This is a genomic window from Halodesulfovibrio oceani subsp. galateae (assembly GCF_055397225.1).
This window is the reverse complement of sequence record NZ_AP042453.1, coordinates 4039858-4060101: the sequence shown is the minus strand read 5'-3', so window position 1 is coordinate 4060101 and position 20244 is coordinate 4039858. Positions and strand designations below refer to the sequence as shown.

Annotated in this window: 17 protein-coding genes; 13 read left to right on the top strand and 4 right to left on the bottom strand. The window is 45.6% G+C overall.

The genetic code is table 11. The annotated features are described in order from the left end of the window. The first annotated feature begins 87 nt into the window (after positions 1–87). The 9 genes from ACZ5V1_RS17745 to ACZ5V1_RS17705 all read left to right on the top strand — a co-directional run bounded on the left by ACZ5V1_RS17745 (position 88) and on the right by ACZ5V1_RS17705 (position 11623). Positions 88–2007 carry a cache domain-containing protein gene (locus ACZ5V1_RS17745; protein ID WP_464389991.1) on the top strand — a complete coding sequence of 640 codons (1920 nt, stop codon included), beginning with the start codon at positions 88–90 and terminating at the stop codon, positions 2005–2007. Beyond that, positions 1979–3403, top strand: coding sequence for a sigma-54-dependent transcriptional regulator (locus tag ACZ5V1_RS17740; RefSeq protein WP_464389990.1), 1425 nt, complete (start codon positions 1979–1981; stop codon positions 3401–3403). Before ACZ5V1_RS17745 ends, ACZ5V1_RS17740 begins: the two co-directional genes overlap by 29 nt. A gap of 671 nt (positions 3404–4074) precedes the next feature. Beyond that, complete coding sequence (locus ACZ5V1_RS17735) at positions 4075–4728, top strand: succinate dehydrogenase/fumarate reductase transmembrane subunit (protein WP_160712390.1); 654 nt, start codon at positions 4075–4077, stop codon at positions 4726–4728. A 28-nt stretch (positions 4729–4756) separates the two neighbouring features. After that, complete coding sequence (locus ACZ5V1_RS17730) at positions 4757–6652, top strand: fumarate reductase flavoprotein subunit (RefSeq protein WP_464389989.1); 1896 nt, start codon at positions 4757–4759, stop codon at positions 6650–6652. An 11-nt stretch (positions 6653–6663) separates the two neighbouring features. After that, complete coding sequence (locus ACZ5V1_RS17725; RefSeq protein ID WP_464389988.1) at positions 6664–7452, top strand: fumarate reductase iron-sulfur subunit; 789 nt, start codon at positions 6664–6666, stop codon at positions 7450–7452. Further along, on the top strand, positions 7439–8275 hold the full coding sequence (locus ACZ5V1_RS17720; RefSeq protein WP_160712384.1) for a fumarate hydratase: 837 nt from the start codon (positions 7439–7441) through the stop codon (positions 8273–8275). The genes ACZ5V1_RS17725 and ACZ5V1_RS17720 overlap by 14 nt, the downstream gene beginning before the upstream one ends. After that, a complete protein-coding gene (locus ACZ5V1_RS17715; RefSeq protein ID WP_160712382.1) occupies positions 8275–8820 on the top strand; it encodes a Fe-S-containing hydro-lyase in 546 nt (181 codons plus the stop codon). Before ACZ5V1_RS17720 ends, ACZ5V1_RS17715 begins: the two co-directional genes overlap by 1 nt. Positions 8821–8843: 23 nt before the next feature. Beyond that, positions 8844–10160 carry a malic enzyme-like NAD(P)-binding protein gene (locus tag ACZ5V1_RS17710; RefSeq protein ID WP_464389987.1) on the top strand — a complete coding sequence of 439 codons (1317 nt, stop codon included), beginning with the start codon at positions 8844–8846 and terminating at the stop codon, positions 10158–10160. A gap of 110 nt (positions 10161–10270) precedes the next feature. Further along, positions 10271–11623: an SLC13 family permease gene (locus ACZ5V1_RS17705; RefSeq protein WP_464389986.1), complete on the top strand. Its 1353-nt coding sequence runs from the start codon at positions 10271–10273 to the stop codon at positions 11621–11623. 165 nt (positions 11624–11788) lie between these two features. Here the strand turns inward: ACZ5V1_RS17705 and ACZ5V1_RS17700 are convergent, their stop codons facing one another. Both ACZ5V1_RS17700 and ACZ5V1_RS17695 read right to left on the bottom strand, forming a co-directional pair. After that, complete coding sequence (locus ACZ5V1_RS17700) at positions 11789–12226, bottom strand: hypothetical protein (RefSeq protein WP_464389985.1); 438 nt, start codon at positions 12224–12226, stop codon at positions 11789–11791. A gap of 186 nt (positions 12227–12412) precedes the next feature. Then, a complete protein-coding gene (locus tag ACZ5V1_RS17695) occupies positions 12413–13042 on the bottom strand; it encodes a GntR family transcriptional regulator (protein ID WP_464389984.1) in 630 nt (209 codons plus the stop codon). A gap of 313 nt (positions 13043–13355) precedes the next feature. Between ACZ5V1_RS17695 and ACZ5V1_RS17690 the strand changes: the two genes are divergently transcribed. The 4 genes from ACZ5V1_RS17690 (at position 13356) to ACZ5V1_RS17675 (ending at position 17878) form a co-directional block, all read left to right on the top strand. Next, positions 13356–14237, top strand: a complete 882-nt coding sequence (locus ACZ5V1_RS17690) for a DMT family transporter (protein ID WP_464389983.1) — start codon at positions 13356–13358, stop codon at positions 14235–14237. Between the two features lie 109 nt (positions 14238–14346). Continuing rightward, complete coding sequence (locus ACZ5V1_RS17685) at positions 14347–16455, top strand: histidine kinase (protein ID WP_464389982.1); 2109 nt, start codon at positions 14347–14349, stop codon at positions 16453–16455. 11 nt (positions 16456–16466) lie between these two features. Further along, positions 16467–17120, top strand: coding sequence for a response regulator (locus ACZ5V1_RS17680; protein WP_464389981.1), 654 nt, complete (start codon positions 16467–16469; stop codon positions 17118–17120). A gap of 194 nt (positions 17121–17314) precedes the next feature. Continuing rightward, positions 17315–17878, top strand: a complete 564-nt coding sequence (locus tag ACZ5V1_RS17675; RefSeq protein ID WP_464389980.1) for a flavin reductase family protein — start codon at positions 17315–17317, stop codon at positions 17876–17878. Positions 17879–17975: 97 nt separating this feature from the next. On the opposite strand, the gene ACZ5V1_RS17670 is transcribed toward ACZ5V1_RS17675, so the two are convergent. Continuing rightward, complete coding sequence (locus tag ACZ5V1_RS17670) at positions 17976–18299, bottom strand: putative quinol monooxygenase (RefSeq protein ID WP_464389979.1); 324 nt, start codon at positions 18297–18299, stop codon at positions 17976–17978. A 378-nt stretch (positions 18300–18677) separates the two neighbouring features. Beyond that, positions 18678–19916, bottom strand: coding sequence for a serine/threonine transporter SstT (sstT, locus tag ACZ5V1_RS17665; RefSeq protein WP_464389978.1), 1239 nt, complete (start codon positions 19914–19916; stop codon positions 18678–18680). Between the last annotated feature and the right edge of the window lie 328 nt (positions 19917–20244).

The following is a 20244-nucleotide window of genomic DNA, read 5'->3' as shown; positions in this document are numbered from 1 at the left end:
CTGCAAAGTTGCCACTTCCCCTTTTCCTTTTTTCAAGCTTGTCCTACAGTCACTACGTGTTCTTTCATTACGTATGGAGTAAGTGCAGTGTCTGACCAACCGACGATTACAAATAGAGTCACGTTATTACTGGTCTTTATGTTTTTTTTCTCTGCGACCATCGGCATCACGTACATTTATTACATGAATAAAGTGAAGCAAGACGCGATCGTAGAATCCCAAACAGCCATGCTTACAGGTTACAAGCGAAGCATTGCCTACTCCATCCGCACCATTTCAGATTTGTTGAGTAATCAACTCAAAAACATCCCGAAAGAAGAACAACAGGCTCAAATTCAAAAAGCTATTAAAGACCTGCGCTACGACACTGACGGGTACTATTTTGTGTACAACACACAAGGCATAAACATTGCCCACCCGCTCCATGCAGAATTCATCAACACCAATCGCCTCGAACACGAAGACCAAAACGGTCACAAATATATTGCCGACCTTGCAAAAGCCGCTGAAAACGGCGGCGGATACACCACCTACTGGTTCTCCAAACCAGGGCAAGAAATACCACTCCCAAAGCTCGCATATGCGCAAATGATCCCCGGTACTGACTTCTGGATTGCCACGGGAACCTATATTGACACCATTGATGCCGAACAAAACGCACTTGCCACGAAGTTAGAAAGTCACGTTCAGAAGGCGATTATAATCGTTTCCGTGGGTACAACTTTTGTACTGTTCTTTTTAGTTGTTCCGGCAAGTTTCTATATGATCAACACCATTGTTCAACCATGGAAACAAATGGAACGAGAGCTGCGTCATGCACAGAAAATGGAAGCCATCGGTATTTTTGCAGGTGGTATTGCGCACGATTTCAACAATATTCTTGGGGCAATAATATCGTGCAGTGAACTTGCGCTCATCGACATGAAAGAAAGTATGTCGGCGCATGAAGATTTGCGGCGAATTTTACAAGCAGCCAACCGCGGTAAAGCACTGGTGCGGAAAATTAAAGCATTCAGCACACGCAACAGTACCCACGTACAGCTTATGCGTCCTGCTACTGTCTTGCAGGAATGCATGCGTCTCCTTGAATCATTCATTCCTGCGACCATCGATGTTTCTGTTCGCAACAGATGCAATTCAGCTCTTATTTATGCTGACCCAGACCAATATTTACAGATACTCATGAACCTGTGCACTAACGCTGTTCAAGCCATGGATGGAACAAAAGGCAGTCTGCATATTGAGTTGTCGGTGCGTGAAGTAAGTCTTCCTGAAGCGCAGGAAATGAAGATTTCTCCATACCATTATGTAGCTCTTACTGTTCGTGATACAGGAACCGGCATTCCGCAGCATTTAATCGATCAAATATTTGATCCATTCTATACAACCCGTAAAAAAGTAGGTGGAACAGGACTAGGACTTTCCGTAATATCTTCGATTATTAAGCAAAACAAAGGACACATCAGCGTTGAAAGCACACCGGATGTGGGAACATCCTTCACAGTACTTCTGCCGTACGCAGGGAAATCTGAAGAAGAAGCACCACAGCCGCTCAACGCAATTCAAGTTCAGGGCGGAACAGAATCCATCCTCTTTGTGGATGACGATAAAGATCTAGCCTACCCTGTAGAGAAACTATTTTCCCACTACGGCTACAACGTATCACTTTTCACCAACAGCAGAGATGCACTTGCGGCGTTTAGCGCTGCCCCCGAAAATTTTGATCTGCTGTTAACAGACCAGATGATGCCACACCTGACTGGTACAGAACTCATTAAAGAGATCCATTCAGTTAGGCCGAACATGCCGACGATTTTATATAGTGGACTGGAGGGAAGCGATTTATGCGCTGAAACTCCATCCGAATGGGAAGACCTAGGTGTAACCAAGTTCTTCTCAAAGCCGTTCGAGCCCGCGCTCCTGTGTGAAGCGGTGCGCCATTTGCTCGACGAATCCTGCTCAACAGATAAGGAACCTCATGAATACACCAGCAATACTCATAATTGATGATGATCCTGACGTAACGTATGCGCTTTGCCGCGCAGCACGCCATCTCGGGTATGCTGCGGACTCAGCTGCGACAATTCATGATGCCCTGCAAAAAGCAACACAGAAAGAATTTGATGCTGTGTTTCTTGATGTCCAACTGCCAGACGGAAACGGCATGGACATTATCACTGACATTATGAATCAACCGGCACATCCGGAGCTCATTATCATAACCGGTAATGGTGACCCAGATGCTGCGGAACTGGCTATATCCAACGGCGCATGGGATTATATAGAAAAAGGTGACTCGATCCACACGATTATGGACACCCTATCCAACGCATTGGAATACCGTTCCGACAAACTTTCATCCCGAAAAGTTCGCCAGATTCAGGCACTCCGCAGGGAAAACATTATTGGCGAAAGCAACGCAATTACACGCAGTCTGGAGCAAGTTGGAAAACTTGCGGCCAGCGACATGAACGTTCTGCTTTCCGGCGAAACAGGAACAGGTAAAGAACTTTTCGCACGCGCCTTGCACAACAACAGCGCACGCAGCAAGGGACCCTTTATCGTCGTAGACTGTGCAGCATTGCCCGAAAATTTGATTGAAACCATTCTCTTCGGGCACGAAAAAGGCACCTTTACAGGTGCGTTGCAGGATAAAGATGGACTTATTCTGCAAGCGAACAACGGAACTCTCTTTCTAGATGAGATAGGCGAACTGCCTCTTGCTACCCAAAAAGTGTTCTTACGGGTTCTTCAGGAACGAAAAGTTCGCCCACTTGGCAGCAAGAAAGAAGTTCCATGTAACTTTCGACTCATTTCCGCCACCAACAGAAACCTTGATACAATGCAGAAAGAAAACACATTTCGAACAGATTTAGCATTCCGTATCTGCTCTGCAAAAATCACACTTCCGCCATTACGCGAACGACGCGAAGATATTTCACTACTCATCGACCATTACATGACGCTCTTCTTCAAGAGGAATGGGCTCAATTCCAAAGCATTCAACCCAAGTGTTCTCACCACACTGGAAGATTACGACTGGCCGGGAAACATTCGCGAACTGGTCAATGCCGTTGAATTTATGGTCTCAACATCCCGCAACGAATCACGTATTTTCATCAAACATCTACCGCCTGCTCTTCGTGCTCGTCTTGCTAAAAGCAGAATAACCCCGCACGAATCCCCTAAAGAAGGATTGCCTTCAAACTTCTCCTATGAAGCCAGCGATGAAGGACTTCCTACCATGCAGGAACACAGGAATGCAGTGATTGAAAAGGCAGAGCACAGCTACCTTACCCAACTACTCAACTCCACTAGAGGTTCCATCAAGCAGGCTGTCGAGCTTTCTGGATTATCTCAGTCCCGCCTCTATGCGTTGCTCAAAAAACATCATATCAAATAAGATAGTTAGGTAAATCTAACAGCATTTTTAGCAGAATTTATTTTGTTTTTTTGCCTCCGGCGGCTTAAGAACCCTTTTGGAAAAGGGCTTCTTAAGGATCTCCTAAAACTTTTAATAACGAGGTCAGCACGTTTTTTACGTAACCTCGCGGCTTATTCATCCCTATCTTTCTCAAAATTAAAGGGCTGCCCTACATATGTAGGACAGCCCTTTTTATGTTGATTAGGTTAATAAGATACAGACGCATGAGAATACAATTGGGTTAAGGGGACATGCTCCCTTGGGATGGGACAGGGATGGCATCCCTTTCAAGAATATTTGCGCCAGTAGCCACATGGAACAGCTTCTTCGGATGCCAGCCCCTTGTGGAGAGGCGACGCCCTCCTGCCCAGCGGAGACATACTTTTCTTATCAAAGAGGAGAGTTTTCCTGCCCCGCAAGAAAATAACTGTTATATTTCATTAATCAAACAATATTAAGTGCCTGTTTTTATTCAATTTGCGCTTTTATATTTTTTGGCATGCTCCATGCTTTTAAGCAGGTAACAACGACCCAAATTAATGGGTTACCGCTCAACACTAACGGTGCAGAACTAAGCAGAACTGTTTGAAAGTTATCATCAACAGCTCTTTTATCCCCCTGCACCACAAGTTACCTGCTAAGGAGAGACCATGGATGCTAGTACGCTTACGCTACATGTAAGAAAAAACGGAGCCGGAGTAGGACGCCTTGACGTCATGCAAATGTTGTCAGGAGTTTTACTTATAGTTTTCCTTTGGGCGCACTTAATGCTCGTATCAAGTGTACTCATAAGCCCCAAAGTAATGGATGCCATTGCGTGGTTCTTTGAAACCACCTACATGGCACAGGTTGGGGGCCCACTTATCGGCCTGCTTATTTTTACACATTTCATTCTCGCTGCTCGTAAAATGCCTTGGCGTGCAGAAGAATCAAATGCTTTCGTAAAACATAGCGTAATGATGCACCACAAAGATACCTGGCTCTGGCTTGCTCAGGTTGTAACAGCTCTTCTTATTCTTGTTATGGCCTCCATTCACATGTGGGTCGTTCTTACAGATCTTCCTATTACTGCAGTAAAAAGTGCTGCACGTATCCAGAGTGGAACTTGGCTTCCATTCTACCTTGTCCTTCTTCCTCTTGCCGAAATCCATGTTGGCATCGGCTTCTATCGTATTGGCGTAAAGTACGGATTCATTACTAAAGCAAACCGCAAATGGTACCAGCGTCTTGAAAATTACATGATGATTGGTTTTATCTCCATTGGTCTGATTACACTTATCCGCTTTTTGTTCCTTACGGTTTAACTGCCAACTAGATTAACAGGATTATCTCATGCAAATTATTTATAGTGATTTACTCTGTATAGGCGCAGGACTTGCCGGGGAACGCGTTGCTGTAGAAGCTGCTAAGGCTGGTTTTGATGTAACTTGTCTTTCAATCGTTCCACCGCGCCGTTCTCACTCATCTGCTGCTCAGGGTGGCATGCAGGCGGCACTTGGTAACGCAATTATGGGTGACGGCGACTGTCCGGACATTCACTTTGCTGATACCGTAAAAGGTTCTGACTGGGGTTGTGACCAGGAAGTTGCACGAATTTTTGCAGACACCGCTCCGATTGTAATGCGTGAAGTTGCTCACTGGGGTGTGCCTTGGAACCGTGTAGAAGCAGGCGTCCATACTTACTACAAAGGTGGTAAGCCATTTGATGCTGAAGAAAAACGCGACAAGCACGGCCTCATCCACGCTCGCGCATTTGGTGGCACCGCAAAATGGCGTACCTGTTACACCGCTGATGGTACAGGCCGCTCTGTTTTGAACACACTTGATTCTATGTGTTTACGCTATGCAGTAGGTATTCATGACCGTACTCAGGCTGAAGCACTTATTCATGATGGTGAAAACTGCCTTGGCGCAATTGTTCGTTGTCTGAAAACCGGTGAATTAAAAGCGTATCTTGCCACAGCAACATTGATTGCTACCGGTGGTTACGGCCGCATCTACAGAGCTACTACCAACGCAGTTATCTGTGACGGTGGCGGCCAGATTGCAGCACTTGATACCGGACTCGTACCAATGGGTAACATGGAAGCTATCCAGTTCCACCCAACCGGTACAGTACCTACCGACATTCTCGTAACAGAAGGTTGCCGCGGTGACGGTGGTACCCTGCTGGACGTAAACGAATATCGCTTTATGCCGGATTACGAACCGGAAAAAGCAGAACTTGCTTCCCGTGACGTTGTATCCCGCCGTATGCAGGAACACATCCGCAAAGGACTCGGGGTTAAATCTCCATATGGCGATCATCTCTGGCTTGATATCCGCCATCTCGGTGAGAAACACATTACCACTAAGCTCCGTGAAGTATACGACATCTGTACTAACTTCCTCGGTGTTAACCCTATCCACGACCTCATCCCAGTCCGTCCTACTCAGCACTATTCTATGGGTGGTATCCGTACCAACAGAGACGGCGCAGCGTACGGCCTTAACGGTCTGTTCTCCGCTGGTGAAGCAGCATGTTGGGATATGCACGGCTTTAACCGCTTAGGCGGCAACTCCCTTGCAGAAACCGTTGTTGCTGGTCGCTATGTTGGTAAGAAAATTGTTGAGTTCCTGCAGGGTCACACTGTTGATTTCAAACAGTCTGCCATTAACGATGCCCACACAAAAGTGGCAGCACGCATTATGGAAATGACCAAGAGCAGTAGCAAACAAGAAAGCGCTATCCAATTGCGTGACGAAATGCACAGCACCATGATGGATAACGTTGGTATTTTCCGTAACGGTAAAGACCTGCAAGCAGCAGTAGATAAGCTTGATGAACTGGTCGACCGTTCCAAAAATATCAAACTTACAGGCACTGCAATTGGCTTTAACCCTGAAATCTCATTGGCTCTCAGAATGCCGGGCATGCTCAAACTTGCTCAGTGTACTGCATACGGCGCTCTCATGCGTACTGAATCTCGCGGCGCGCATACTCGTGAAGACTTCCCTGCACGTAACGACAAAGAATGGCTCAACCGTACTTTGGCGTACTGGAAAGATGGCGAGACCCGCCCAGAACTGAAATATGAAGATGCTTCTCCATACTTTGAAATCCCTCCAGGCGAGCGTGGATATGGCGGCGGTCAAATTATTACTGCTGACATTCCTGAAGAAAAGCTTCGTGTGCCGAACAAAGGTGCGGATAAAAAGAAAGCAAAACAGACCAAAAAAGCTAGCTAAGGAGTTATAGTATGAGCCGTCGTCTACATATTGAAGTGTTCAGATACAACCCACTTGATCCTAATTCCGAACCGCACATGCAGTCATTCTACGTAAATGAATATGACTCCATGACACTGTTCATCGCGCTTAATATTATCCGTGATGAGCAGGACCCTACCGTTCAGTTCGACTTCTGTTGTCGTGCCGGTATCTGCGGTTCCTGCGGCATGGTAATCAACGGCAGACCGGGTCTTGCATGTCATACACAGACAAAAGATCTGCCTGATCATATTGTTCTGCATCCACTTCCAGTATTCAAACTCATCGGTGATCTCTCCGTTGATACAGGAACTTGGTTCCGTGATGCTGGTGCCCGTATCGAAGCATGGGTTCATAACGACCATGACAAATTTGATGCAAGTGCAGAAGAAGTTCGTATGGAAAACGATTTAGCTAACGACATTTTTGAGCTTGATCGTTGTATTGAATGTGGCTGCTGTGTTTCAGCATGTGGCACCGCCCGCATGCGTGAAGACTTCCTCGGCGCCACATCTATCGCCCGCGTTGCTCGCTTCTACCTTGACCCTCGCGATGAGCGAAACGAAGAAAACTACTATCAAGTCATCGGTAACGATCAAGGCGTATTCGGCTGCATGGGTTTACTCGGTTGTGAAGATGTTTGTCCTAAGCATATCCCGCTTCAGGACCAGCTTGGCATTATGCGTCGCATGCTTGCCATTCATTCCGTAAAAGGAATTCTTCCAAAACGTGTTCTTGATAAACTCAAACACAAAGGATGCTGCCATGAAAGTCATTAAGGCTGAACAGATTCATGACGCTGTTGTTGATCTGGTTTTAAAGGCTGCGCGCTACCTTCCGGAAGACGTAAAAACCGCCATCCGTGTTGCACGTAACAGCGAGACCTCTGATTCTGCAAAAGAAATCCTCGGTCAGCTTTTAGAAAACGCAGAACTTGCCAAGGTGTCAGGACTCCCGCTCTGTCAGGACACAGGCTTAGGCGTTTTCTATGTAGAAATCGGTGACCAAGTTCAGATTGAAGGCAACATTACTGAGATCATCAATAATGCAATGATCGACGGGTACGAAAAAGGGTTGCTCCGCAAATCTTCCTGTCATCCGCTCACTCGTAAGAACACTACGGACAACAGCCCGGCAGTTATCCACTTTACCCATGTCGCAGGTGACAAACTGAACATCAAGCACATGGCTAAAGGCGGCGGCTCTGAAAACATGTCCCGCTGCACCATGCTTACACCGGCTCAGGGCTGGGAAGGCATTAAAGAGTTTGTTGTACGCCGTATGGCAGAAGCAGGCCCGAACCCTTGTCCTCCGACTATCGTTGGTGTGGGCATTGGCGGCACCTTCGATCTGGCTCCTTCTCTTGCAAAAGAAGCGCTCTTCCGCCCGCTTTCCGGCGAGAACCCAGATCCTGAATTAGCTGCAATGGAAAAAGAGCTGCTTGACGAAATCAACCAGCTTGGCATCGGCCCTATGGGTCTTGGCGGCAAGACAACATGCCTTGGTGTAAAAATCGCCATGCATCCTTGTCACATTGCCAGCCTGCCACTGGCTGTAAACGTTCAGTGTCATTCTTCCAGAATTAAGGAGGTTACACTCTAATGCCTACTTACAACATGACATCACCGTTAAAAGATGAAGATGTAGCAAAACTGCGCGCTGGCGACGTAGTTAAGCTTTCCGGCACCATATACACAGCACGTGACGCTGCACATAAGCGTCTGTGCGATATGCTGGACAACAACGAAGAGCTTCCTTTTGAACTGAAAGGCGCTGTTATTTACTACGTTGGTCCTAGTCCGGCTCCAGAAGGTAGACCAATCGGCTCTGCTGGTCCCACCACCAGCTACCGCATGGATACATATGCACCGCGTTTGCACAGCCTTGGCGTTAAAGCAAGCGTTGGTAAAGGTAAACGTAGTCCTGAAGTCCGCAAGGCACTTGAGGAACACACCGGTGTTTACTTTGGCGCAACCGGCGGCGCTGGGGCTCTCCTCTCCCAGTGCATTACAGCAGCTAAAGTAATCGCGTTTGATGAATTAGGCCCTGAGGCAATTCGAGAATTGACTGTTGAAAACTTTCCACTGCTAGTGGTGAACGACAGCCATGGCGGCGAACAGTACGCTAAACCAAACTTCGAATTTTAACTCAACTGAAAAAGGAAAAGATAATGGCATTGTTCACTAAAGAAGAAGCGCTCGACTATCATAAGCTCCCACGTAGAGGTAAAGTTGAAGTTGTCCCTGTGAAGCCTTGTGCATCACAGAAAGACCTTTCCATGGCATACTCACCGGGTGTTGCCGAAGCATGTATGGCAATCCACGCAGACCCTGCTACTGCAGCTTTGTACACTGGCAAATCCAACCTCGTTGGCGTTGTTTCAAACGGTACAGCAGTTCTTGGTCTTGGCAACATCGGCCCTCTTGCCGGTAAGCCAGTTATGGAAGGTAAAGGCGTTCTCTTTAAAACTTTCGCAGACATCGATGTATTCGATATCAACCTTGATGTGACTGACTCTGATGAGCTCATCAAAATTGTGAAAGCAATGGAGCCTACTTTCGGTGGTATCAACCTCGAAGACATCAAAGCACCTGAATGTTTCTACATTGAAGAAACATTGAAAAAAATGATGAATATCCCTGTATTCCATGATGATCAGCACGGGACAGCTGTTATCTCCGGTGCAGGTCTCATCAACGCATGTGAAATCACCAACCGCAAACTCGAAGACTTGAAAGTTGTTGTTGTAGGCGCTGGCGCAGCAGGTATTGCTTGCACCAAGTTCTACGTACAGATGGGTATTGACCCTAAAAACATCTTCATGTTCGATTCCCGTGGGCTTATCCATAAAGGCCGTACTGATCTTAACCCGTTCAAAGCAGAATTTGCTCAGGACAAAGATTACGGTTCTCTTGAAGAAGTTATTAAAGGTACAGACTGCTTCCTTGGTCTCTCCAAGAAAGGTCTGCTTACTAAAGATATGGTTCGTTCCATGGCTAAAGATCCTGTTATCTTTGCAATGGCTAACCCTGATCCAGAAATTACCTACGATGATGCTAAAGAAGCCAGCCCTAACTGCATTATGGGTACCGGTCGTTCTGACTACCCTAACCAGATTAACAACGTTTCCGGCTTCCCTTACATCTTCCGCGGCGCACTTGATGTAGGTGCAACTATCATTAACGAAGAAATGAAAGTCGCAGCAGCACAGTCACTTGCTGATCTGGCAAAAGAGCCAGTTCCTAGCGAAATTTGTGATGCTTACGGCGTTAAGTCTCTTACCTTCGGTATTGATTACATTATTCCTAAGCCACTCGACCCACGAGTCCTTGAATGGGAAGTCCCGGCTGTTGCTCAAGCAGCTATGGATACCGGCGTTGCTACAATGCCTATCCAAGACATGGAAGCGTACAGAAAAGATCTCAAGCAACGTATCTCCGCTTCACATGCTCGAATCGCCCCATTTGTAGAAAGTTACTATAAATAATCAATGCCGCAGAAAACCGCCTGCAGCGGCAACTGCAGGCGGTTCCTGAAAGCGCGAAATGTGTTCATACGATTCGCGCGACATCGTTCCCCCTTAACAGAGGATACGACATGAAAAAGTTTGCTTTTTTGCTCTCTATTGTCGGAGCTGTCCTACTCGTAGGTAGTTCTCTTGCTTTCGCTGCAGCTGCTCCTGCAGACCCATTAATGGATGCATACATTACACTCGGCATTCTGCTTGTTTCCGCAGTGCTTTTCTTCTCAAATATCATCCCGCTCCCTGTAACAGCAATGCTTGTTCCTGTTTCATTGAGCATGTTCAATGTTATTCCTGCAACCGCTGCCTTTGCTAACTTTGGTAACAAATGGGTTGTTATCTTCATGGCAATGTTTATTGTCGGTGAATCTACCTTTATTACCGGTTTCGCAGATAAAATAGGTCAAGCGACAGTAAAACTATCCAAGGGCAGCGAAACTCGCCTGCTCGTATTAGCAATGTGCTCTGTTGGTGTACTCTCAGCATTTCTCTCCAACACAGGTACAACCGTTGTTGCCATTCCAATGATCATGGGTATGTGTGCTTCTGCAAACATTCGCCCAAGTAAAATTCTTATGCCGGTTGCGTTCGCTGCGTCTCTCGGCGGTACTATGACTCTTGTTGGTACACCACCAAACGGTCTGGTTAACTCCGTACTCGAAAAAATGGGACCTGCCGGAATCGAGCCATTTGGATTCTTCGAATTCGCAAAAATCGGCGCTATTCTGTTTGTTGTAGGTATCTTATACTATGTCTTCATCGGACACAAATTCCTTCCTGACAACACAACAGAATGTGAGCAAACAGAAATTGTTAAACCTTCTCGCCCACACAAAATGTGGTGGTCCCTTATTATCTTCTTCTTCGTAGTTGTTGCTATGGCTACAAAGATTATGCCTCTGGTTACCGCAGCTATGCTTGGCGCATGTCTCGTAATCATCACTGGCTGTATCACCATGGAAGAAGCTTACAGATCTGTTGACTGGACAACCATCTTCCTGTTCGCAGGTATGCTGTCTATGTCCACCGCAATGAAATCGTCAGGTGCTGCTCAGCTCATCGCTGACACAATGGTTCAGTATGTAACCAGCCCTTACGCACTTCTAGCAGCGGTCTGTGCCGTTACGGCGCTAGTAACAAACTTTATGTCGAACACGGCAACGGCAGCTCTCATGGCTCCGCTTGCTATTCCTATCGCAGTTAGTAGTGGTCTTTCTCCACTGCCACTGGTTATGGGCATCGCAATGTCTGCATCTGCCTGTTTCCTTACTCCGGTTGCTACCCCGCCTAACACTATCGTGCTTGGTCCGGGTAAATATACATTCGGTCAGTATATGAAAGCTGGCTGGCCACTACAGGTCATTAGCTTTGTCGTTATTGTCGTTGTTGTTCCACTCTTCTGGCCGTTCTACCCTGTAGCGCAGTAATGTGCAGAACAGTTAGAGGAACACATCATAGTTCCAAACTTATTAACAGCCTGAAACCTCCATAACGTTCCAAACAAAAAAAAAGCTCATCTTGCAGCAAGGATGAGCTTTTTTTTTGTTTTTTTCTTACGAATTTTCTTTCAACAACCTATTGAGAAACAGCCTTTAGATAACAGACCTAACCGCAGATTGTTGTATTGAGGCTTGAACAGAAACTGAGCCAGCAGCACGAGATGTTGTTACAACTTGATTATGGTCGTTTGGTAATACGTTCGACGATGCGGCAGAAGAATAGTGGGAAGATGCAATACTTGAAGCTGGTTTGCTACCATACATTTGCTGGTACGCTCTGTGCCGTTTCATCACAGCCTGTATTCCATTAGACATCACATAATCTTTTTTATCGAACAGATCCGTACCAGATGTAGTCATTTCTTCTCTCAGCTCAGAATCTCTGACAGTCGTATATGAAAATGAAAGAGTGGCCTGTTGGTCAAGCGCACCATTTCCATCTACGAACATATTTTGCTGTTCTGCCAGTTGTTCTGCCATTACATCGGCAAACGATTTTTGAGAGCGCACTGCTAATCCGGTACCTTGCATTTGATCCTCGTATTTACTGTAGGTTCTTACTCCCCATATCGTCTGATTTTCGGTGTTGATTAATAATCTTCAGCACTAATTCCCACACAATGCACAAAGACCGGCATTGTCGACTTGTCACCGCGCACATAAAAAAAGCTCCTGTGAGTTAACACAGAAGCTTTGTATCTATCTATTTTTAAAACGCTATTCCCACGTATACGCCCAGTGTATATCCCGGATATACTCTGCCATTTTTTGGGCATCACCAGCACGTACAAGGTCAATGATCACATTGTGTTCATTGTAGTTCGCTTCTCTAAATTTTTCGCCCCAGTCTCGTTCTGTAAAAACAAAAAGACGTTCGCGGTTCATATGCAACAAATACACGAGATAGGGGTTGGGACATGCTTTAAGATACGCATTATGAAAATTCGAATTAAGGGCATTACAGTCCTCATAACGTGAGCCCTGCGACGACATCATAATTCTGGAATTATACATTTCCATTTCCAGAACATGCTCTTCTGTCAAAAGTGGAAACGTAGAGATCACAGCCTGATATTCCAATCCGCCGCACACTTCAAAAATGTATTTCTTATCTTCATGTGTCAGTGCATTAACCATCACACCACGTTGCGGCAATATGGTTACAAAACCTTCAACCTGCATCTGCAACAAGGCTTCACGCAAAGGCGTTTTACTGGTTCCAAGCTCATCTGCAAGTTTTTTTATGCTTATGAGACGACCGGGTTCCAGCTTGCCGCTTTTCATATCTTCAAGAAGCTTTTCATACACAGCGTTTCGTAACAAACCGCCAGAGTCTGCATACATCATACCCAATCTTCTCCATTTCTACTCATCTTTTGCCAGTCATATCTATAGTCATAAAAGACAAAAGCAGGTTGCATTTTAATTTTCCGTTTGGTAATTGCGAAAGAAGATATTCTAGTATTCCAGTTATGGCAAATCGAATTCATTTTTTTGATTTTCTTGTATATTAGATGGTTACAAATTTAAAATCATCTATCCAAACTGATATACTAGTACATTACTAATGGACGACAACTGATATACTAGCATATCATTAACAATCTTATTGTTGCTCTCCCCTCGGATTGACTTCATTTGCATCGTAAAAGGAGAAATCATGCTGCGTTCAATTCCCATGCCTCGACAGCTCTCTGTCGGAGTCTTATACACCCTGCTTGGTGCCGTTTGTTTTGGTACAACAGGAACCATACAAGCTTTTGCTCCAGAAGGTTGTCAGCCTCTTGCAGTCGGAACCATGCGTCTTGTTGTCGGCGGACTTGTCATGCTGTTATGGGTACGTTGTCGCTCTGGATTCACCCATCATGTTCCATGGCCCAAAAAAGCCACGTTAACTGCGGCGGTTGGTATTGTCGTTTTCCAAGTTCTCTTTTTTCAAAGCCTTGTGCGAACAGGTGTTGCAGTAGGAACCGTCATTGCTATCGGGTTCGGGCCTATGGCTGGAGGAATCATTGAGTACCTGCTTCGTGGTTCTGTACCATCACGATCATGGTTCACTGCAACCGCCCTTGCGCTTAGCGGATTAGTCCTTCTTTCTATTGATGACAGTGCAACTATTGACATAACAGGTGTACTTATGGCTCTTGGTGCAGGGGCGGGATATGCTCTATACGCGGCCAACAGTCAGACTATTTTGGCAGACCGTTCTCCTCAGGAGATGATTGCTGTTCTCTTCACCTTCGGTGGAATCGCCATGAGTCCTATTCTGTTTTTTTATGACATCTCCTGGATGTTTTCCATGCGCGGGTTCATTTCTATTGTGCTGATCGGTGTCATCGGAACAGCAATGGCGTACAGCTTTTTTGCAACAGGCCTAGCCACATTGCCTCTTTCTTCCGGTCTCACACTCGGGCTTGCAGAACCGCTTGTTGCGGCACTTTTCGGAATACTTCTACTCGGTGAACCTTGCTCTTTTCAAACAGCAATGGGCATATGCATCATATTCAGCGGCATGTTTGTCATAGCCCGAAATCCAACGTAATCCTCAGCTGTCTTCATGGACAGATACGGGCTATGGTTTTCTCTTTGCCAAACTAAGCATTTTGTCTGATGCTGCTCTACGGAAAAAGCAATATACATCTAGAAATAGAATGATACGCTGTATCCTCTTTTTTAAAGACAGGACACATAAACCGGACAGCATGATGGACAATAAGATACTACTACAAAAAGCTGCTGCTGCGATACGCGCGCAAAAGCAATCGGCAACTATTCAGCTTGCTGAAATGTTTTTGGAACGACAGCCTCAATGGCATAAAAATGAAAGTTGTACTGAACTAGCAGCACATCTTTCTCATTTCATAGAACTTATTTGCGACTGTATGCACGACAGCACGCTGGCTCCGCTTGCTAGATTCTTTTCATCTGCTGCCTTAGAAAAAGTTAAACGCGGTATTCAACTTTCCGATGTGCTCGAAAGTGTTATGCTCGGGAAATTATGCCTGTCGACAGCAATTATGCGCGAGCTTCCATCCGGCGAAGAGCGTGATTCCATCCTCACTGCCGTTGAACTGCTCTATATCGACATCAATAAGATTACCGGTGAAAAATACTCCGAGTTGCTTACCCAACAGCGCAATGCCGAACACGAACGAACAAAGCTATTGCTCGAAGCAACACGATCCATCACAAATTTCACAGATTCGCAGGCGGCGCTTGACCATCTGGCGCGTGTCATCAGCGAAACCCTTTCGCAGGGATTCTGTATTATTTTCCTCCGCACCGGCGGCACAAAAGGACTCTCCCCGCTGGCGAGTTGGGGGCATGAATCTGAAGGATATCAACGCTGCTTCGATGGTGTCAGACTCTGCACAAAAGGAAACACGATCACTGCCATTGGCGGGAAAACATTTGGTCTCTGTTCGCTTAATTCCGAAGGCTTTGCTGTTGCGCAAGATATTCCAAAGCAGATCAACTCTGAAAGTATGGCAATGTTTCCAATTTATAGTAGTACAAACTGCCTGCACGGCATCGCCATGGTTGGTTCTGCTACGCCGGACTACGTGATAGCTCCTAAACAAAAAGAGCTTATCGAAGGGATTCTGCATACGGTTTCCGCAACCGTAGAACTTGCTGCCAGTGTTAAGGAAAAAGAACGTCAGCTGAAAGAAAGTGAAAGCCTCCGCCGTGTCGCCAACTTACTTCTACAACATCCTGAAACAAAAATTCATGACGTTCATACTGTCATTTGTGATGAAGCGAGAAGCATCGTGCAGGGCACGGGCAGTTCAATCCTTCTTAAGGAAGGGGACTACCTTCATCATTCATGCGGCACAGGCACCCCTCAACCGCCTATTTCTACTTTTCCCATAGCAACCACCAAGTACGGACAAATTCTCCAGCAGAGAAAAGCTGTCATCATTAAAGATGCACAAAAAGAAATTCCTGAAGATCAAAGAAGCAATCTGGTACAAGCCATGCTTGTTGTCCCGCTCATTGAATGTGGTAACCCAATAGGTTTACTACTCATTTCCAATAAAGAAAACGGATTTGACTTCATCGACAAGAACATTATGGAGCTCTTTGCCGGTCAGGCAACGTTGGCTCTACGTAATGTAACCTTGGCAGAACAAAGCGATAAGCTTGTAGTTGCAGAAGAGCGCCAACGCCTTGGACGCGAACTGCACGACTCCGTAACACAAGCTCTCTATGCTGTTACTCTGTGCGCGGATGCAGCAAGCCGCTCCATGGCTTTAGGAAAAGAAAAAGTAGCCACGGAACAACTGCACGCCCTACGCGGAATGGCGCAACAAGCGATGCGTGATATGCGCTCGCTCATCTTCGATCTTCACCCTCCTGAATTGGAAAATGAAGGACTGGTCGGAGCCATTCAGGCTCGAATGAACTCTGTTGAAATTCGCTCCGGCCTCAACGCCAAAATGTTTGTGAACGGAGAGGAGCGCAGGCTTGCGCATTCAACCGAAGAGGAAATGTTTCGCATTGCTATTGAGGCGCTCAGCAACGCAACAAAACATTCACATGCAAATAATGTTTCTGTTACCATTACATACGAACCGGAACTCGTTTCCATGTCCATTAAGGACGACGGAAAAGGCTTTGCAATAGAACAGCTACCTACGGGCGGCATGGGACTGCGTAACATACGTGAACGCGCCAATAAGTTACACGCAACGTTGTCAATCGACAGCACAGAAAATGACGGGACAACTATTTGTGTTGTTGTTCCTGTAACCCGCTAGGAGCATAGAGCATGCCTGCACCAATTCGAGTTCTCATTGTAGACGACCACGATATTGTACGTATTGGACTGAAGGGATTTCTTTCAGGCTATGATGATATAGAAATTGCCGGAGAAGCCGCCAACGGACAGGACGCTGTTGAACGCGTGGCAGAGCTTACACCGGATGTTATCCTTATGGATATGGTGATGCCAGTCATGGATGGCATTCAGGCCATTCAGGAAATTCGCGACCGTAAATTATCCGGTAAAATTATTGTGCTCACCAGCTTTGCTACGGACGACAAAGTCTTCCCTGCAATCAAATCCGGCGCAATGGGATATCTGTTAAAAGACTCTGCACCGGAAGACCTCCTCAATGCTATACGCAAAGTGCATAGCGGAGAACCGTCTCTGGCTCCGGATATCGCACGCAAACTGCTTGCAGAGCTCTCACTGCCGGATGCAGCAGAAAAACCGACTCCTGACCCTCTTACGCCGCGTGAAGTTGATATCCTACGTCTCGTAGCACAGGGTATGAGCAACAAGAGCATTGCGGCAGAAGTGTTTGTCAGTGAAGCAACAGTACGCACTCACATGACCAATATCCTCTCCAAACTACACCTTGCCAACCGAGTGCAGGCAACTTTGTATGCTTTACGAGAAGGGTTGGCCTCTCTTTCATAGACAAAATTATGCAGCAAAGACATTCAAGGAAGTACAACATTAGTCGTACTTCATACTCTGACTTTAGTTCCGCCTATTTTTAGACCTCTTTCAAACTTCCTTCTGATGAGTAACTGGTGTTTATCACATACTGTTATTCCATCTGGAAGCATTCTTACCCTGCTTCCAGTGAATCATTCAGCAGGAGAATACAGGTGGAAAAAATTAATATCGGGTCACAAGGTTTTGTCCTTCCTATGCCTATGGCCATTTTAGGAACTCAGCATGAAGGCTGTCCAAACTACATGGCGCTTGCTTGGGTTACGCGAGTAAACTTTTCCCCGCCGTTGATTGGCATTGCTGTCAACAATGGGCATGCCTCGCACGAAGCTATCATGGAGACCGGTGAGTTCAGTATTAATTTTCCTTCCACTGAAATGGTCAAAGTTACAGATTACGTAGGTCTGGTTTCCGCAAGGAAGACTGATAAATCAGATCTCTTCGGGCATTTCTACGGTACGCTTCAAGCTGCCCCTATTATAAATGAATGCCCGCTGTCTCTAGAATGCAAACTCCATAAGACTGTCGAAATGCCGACCAACACATTCTTTATTGGTGAAATTGTCGGCACATGGTGTGAGGAACGATTTATGACCGAAGGTGTTCCTGACATCTCAAAAATTAAACCTTTTGTTTTGACCATGCCGGACAGTCGCTACTGGGAAGTAGGACGCTGTATTGGACATGCCTGGCGAGACGGAAAAGCGCTTAAACTATAATCCGCTACACACAACATATTCCACATGAAAAAAGCTCCCACAGTTTCGACTGTAGGAGCTTTTTTTATTAGGCACACTTGTACGGATTCTTTGCTAATTACTGGCAGATTTCCCCAATTCTGGCTGCCATATGCCAAGTTTCAATTTTGGCCTCACCATCCACAAGTTCATTGAAAATAACTTGTGCTTTTTTAAGTTCTTCGCTGGCAAGATGATCTTTGAATGCTTTTTCAGAAAGGTAGTGCTCATAGAAAAGGAATGAAGCCGGATCAGAGGCATCCTGATGTACGCTGTACAACAACAGCCCAACATGATGATCACAATCCTGAACGAGTTGTTCAAGCGCTATTCGTAACTCAGCTTCTTTTCCTTGTTTAGCTCGCAGATGAGCTGTCACAACAAGAATATCTTTAAATTCCATGGAGAAATCCTTTAAATGGAGTCTTGGTTTTGTCGCCTAGCGACGTATGCCTTTCATTGCGCACAGTACTAACTCGCTGTGTAATTAAAATAAAACTGCAGGCACAAACCAGACTCCGGTTGAATTACATTGCGTGACTGTATCCAAACCGCTGCACAGGTTCCATCGTATAAAAGAGGTAATCACAAAGTATAACCTCAGACTATTAGATCAGAACACTTACAACTTATGTCGTACAAAACGATACAATTTCGACCAAAATTCAAAAAAAAAGGGCCACGTAATAATACGTGACCCTTGTACAAGCTATTGTCAAGACACTCAATTGTTCAAAATACCATCAAGCATTATGCTTGCGGCTTGTTTGAAGACAAAGAGTTACGCAGCAGCTGCGGTGCTTGCTTCAACTGTTTTTTCAGGGGAGGCAGCAATATCTGCAGCAGCGGTAAACAGAACGTCTGTAGAGCTGTTAAGTGCAGTTTCTGCGGAGTCCTGAATTACGCCGATGATAAAGCCGGCAGCTACAACCTGCATGGAGATATCGTTCGGTACACCGAACAGGCTACATGCGAGAGGAATAAGAAGCAGGGAGCCGCCAGCTACGCCGGAAGCACCACATGCAGAAATAGAAGCAATCAGACTCAGCAAGAGAGCAGTAGCCAAGTCAACCTGAATGCCCAAAGTGTGAACAGCAGCCAGTGTCATTACAGTAATAGTAATAGCAGCACCGCCCATGTTTACAGTAGCGCCAAGAGGGATGGATACAGAGTAGGTGTCTTCATGAAGATCAAGACGCTTACAGAGTTCCATGTTTACAGGAATGTTTGCAGCGGAGCTACGGGTGAAGAATGCGGTAATGCCGCTACCCTTCAAGCAGGTAAATACGAGTGGGTACGGATTCTGTTTAGTTTTGAACCATACGATAACCGGGTTCACAACCAGAGCAATAATACCCATGGAGATAAGCAGAACCATGATCAGGTGAGTGTAGCCAGCAAGCGCTTCAAAACCGGTTTCAGCAACAGTGTTAGCAACAAGGCCAAAGATACCGAGAGGTGCAAAGCGGATTACAAGTTTTACAATCCTGGATACACCGTTAGAAACGTCGGTGAGTACAGTCTTTGTAGCTTCACCAGCATGCTGGAAGAAGAAGCCAAGTGCGAGAGCCCATGCAAGAATACCGATAAAGTTACCGGAAGCAAGTGCATTAATTGGGTTATCAACAATCTTGAAGAGCAGAGTATTAAGAACTTCACCAATACCACTTGGAGGAGTTGCACTGGTAGTAGTAGCAACGAGAGTAAGGGTAGTTGGTGCAACAAAGCTCATTAAAACTGCAACTAATGCAGCCATGAATGTGCCTATAAGGTAAAGACTGATAATAGAACGCATGTTTGTATGCGCGCCTTTCTTCTGATTCGCGATAGATGAAGCAACAATAACAAAAACGAGTATTGGTGCTACAGCCTTGAGTGCTTTAACAAAGAGCTGACCCAAGACGTTTACAGATTTAGCAGCATCCGGAGCAAACATTGCTACGAGAACACCGGCACAAATGCCCAACACGATCTGCAGTACTAAACTGCCTGAAGCAATTTTTTTTATGATATCCATCATTTGACTCAATCCTTCCAAAAAATTTAAGAACGCTATACACCTAAAGTATGCCTCTTAGAAGACGCATCACAAATCTGTCAATAGGTTATTTTCTACCCAAAATATGTTGATTTATTGGTATATGTATAAAAAAAAGCTCTTACTATTTTCAGTAAAAGCTTTTTTTTATTCGAAAAGGCCTGCAACCTATGCGTATGGTAATAAAAAAAACATTTTATTCTCTTTGCCATTCAATAGCCGTACCTTTTTTGCCGAAAATGACAAAATTCGCAAAACTGTTTTCGTCAACTTTTGCCCATAAAAGTTGTCCTCAGCTCTGCATAACAAA

Bases quoted from the DNA above. Each gene is read 5' to 3' on its own strand.
- ACZ5V1_RS17680 (WP_464389981.1), top strand. From the start codon at position 16,467: ATGCCTGCACCAATTCGAGTTCTCATTGTAGACGACCACGATATTGTA.
- ACZ5V1_RS17690 (WP_464389983.1), top strand. From the start codon at position 13,356: ATGCTGCGTTCAATTCCCATGCCTCGACAGCTCTCTGTCGGAGTCTTA.
- ACZ5V1_RS17710 (WP_464389987.1), top strand. From the start codon at position 8,844: ATGGCATTGTTCACTAAAGAAGAAGCGCTCGACTATCATAAGCTCCCA.
- ACZ5V1_RS17725 (WP_464389988.1), top strand. From the start codon at position 6,664: ATGAGCCGTCGTCTACATATTGAAGTGTTCAGATACAACCCACTTGAT.
- ACZ5V1_RS17705 (WP_464389986.1), top strand. From the start codon at position 10,271: ATGAAAAAGTTTGCTTTTTTGCTCTCTATTGTCGGAGCTGTCCTACTC.
- ACZ5V1_RS17735 (WP_160712390.1), top strand. From the start codon at position 4,075: ATGGATGCTAGTACGCTTACGCTACATGTAAGAAAAAACGGAGCCGGA.
- ACZ5V1_RS17685 (WP_464389982.1), top strand. From the start codon at position 14,347: ATGATACGCTGTATCCTCTTTTTTAAAGACAGGACACATAAACCGGAC.
- ACZ5V1_RS17695 (WP_464389984.1), bottom strand. From the start codon at position 13,042: ATGATGTATGCAGACTCTGGCGGTTTGTTACGAAACGCTGTGTATGAA.
- ACZ5V1_RS17730 (WP_464389989.1), top strand. From the start codon at position 4,757: ATGCAAATTATTTATAGTGATTTACTCTGTATAGGCGCAGGACTTGCC.
- sstT (WP_464389978.1), bottom strand. From the start codon at position 19,916: ATGATGGATATCATAAAAAAAATTGCTTCAGGCAGTTTAGTACTGCAG.
- ACZ5V1_RS17670 (WP_464389979.1), bottom strand. From the start codon at position 18,299: ATGGAATTTAAAGATATTCTTGTTGTGACAGCTCATCTGCGAGCTAAA.
- ACZ5V1_RS17720 (WP_160712384.1), top strand. From the start codon at position 7,439: ATGAAAGTCATTAAGGCTGAACAGATTCATGACGCTGTTGTTGATCTG.
- ACZ5V1_RS17700 (WP_464389985.1), bottom strand. From the start codon at position 12,226: ATGCAAGGTACCGGATTAGCAGTGCGCTCTCAAAAATCGTTTGCCGAT.
- ACZ5V1_RS17715 (WP_160712382.1), top strand. From the start codon at position 8,275: ATGCCTACTTACAACATGACATCACCGTTAAAAGATGAAGATGTAGCA.
- ACZ5V1_RS17740 (WP_464389990.1), top strand. From the start codon at position 1,979: ATGAATACACCAGCAATACTCATAATTGATGATGATCCTGACGTAACG.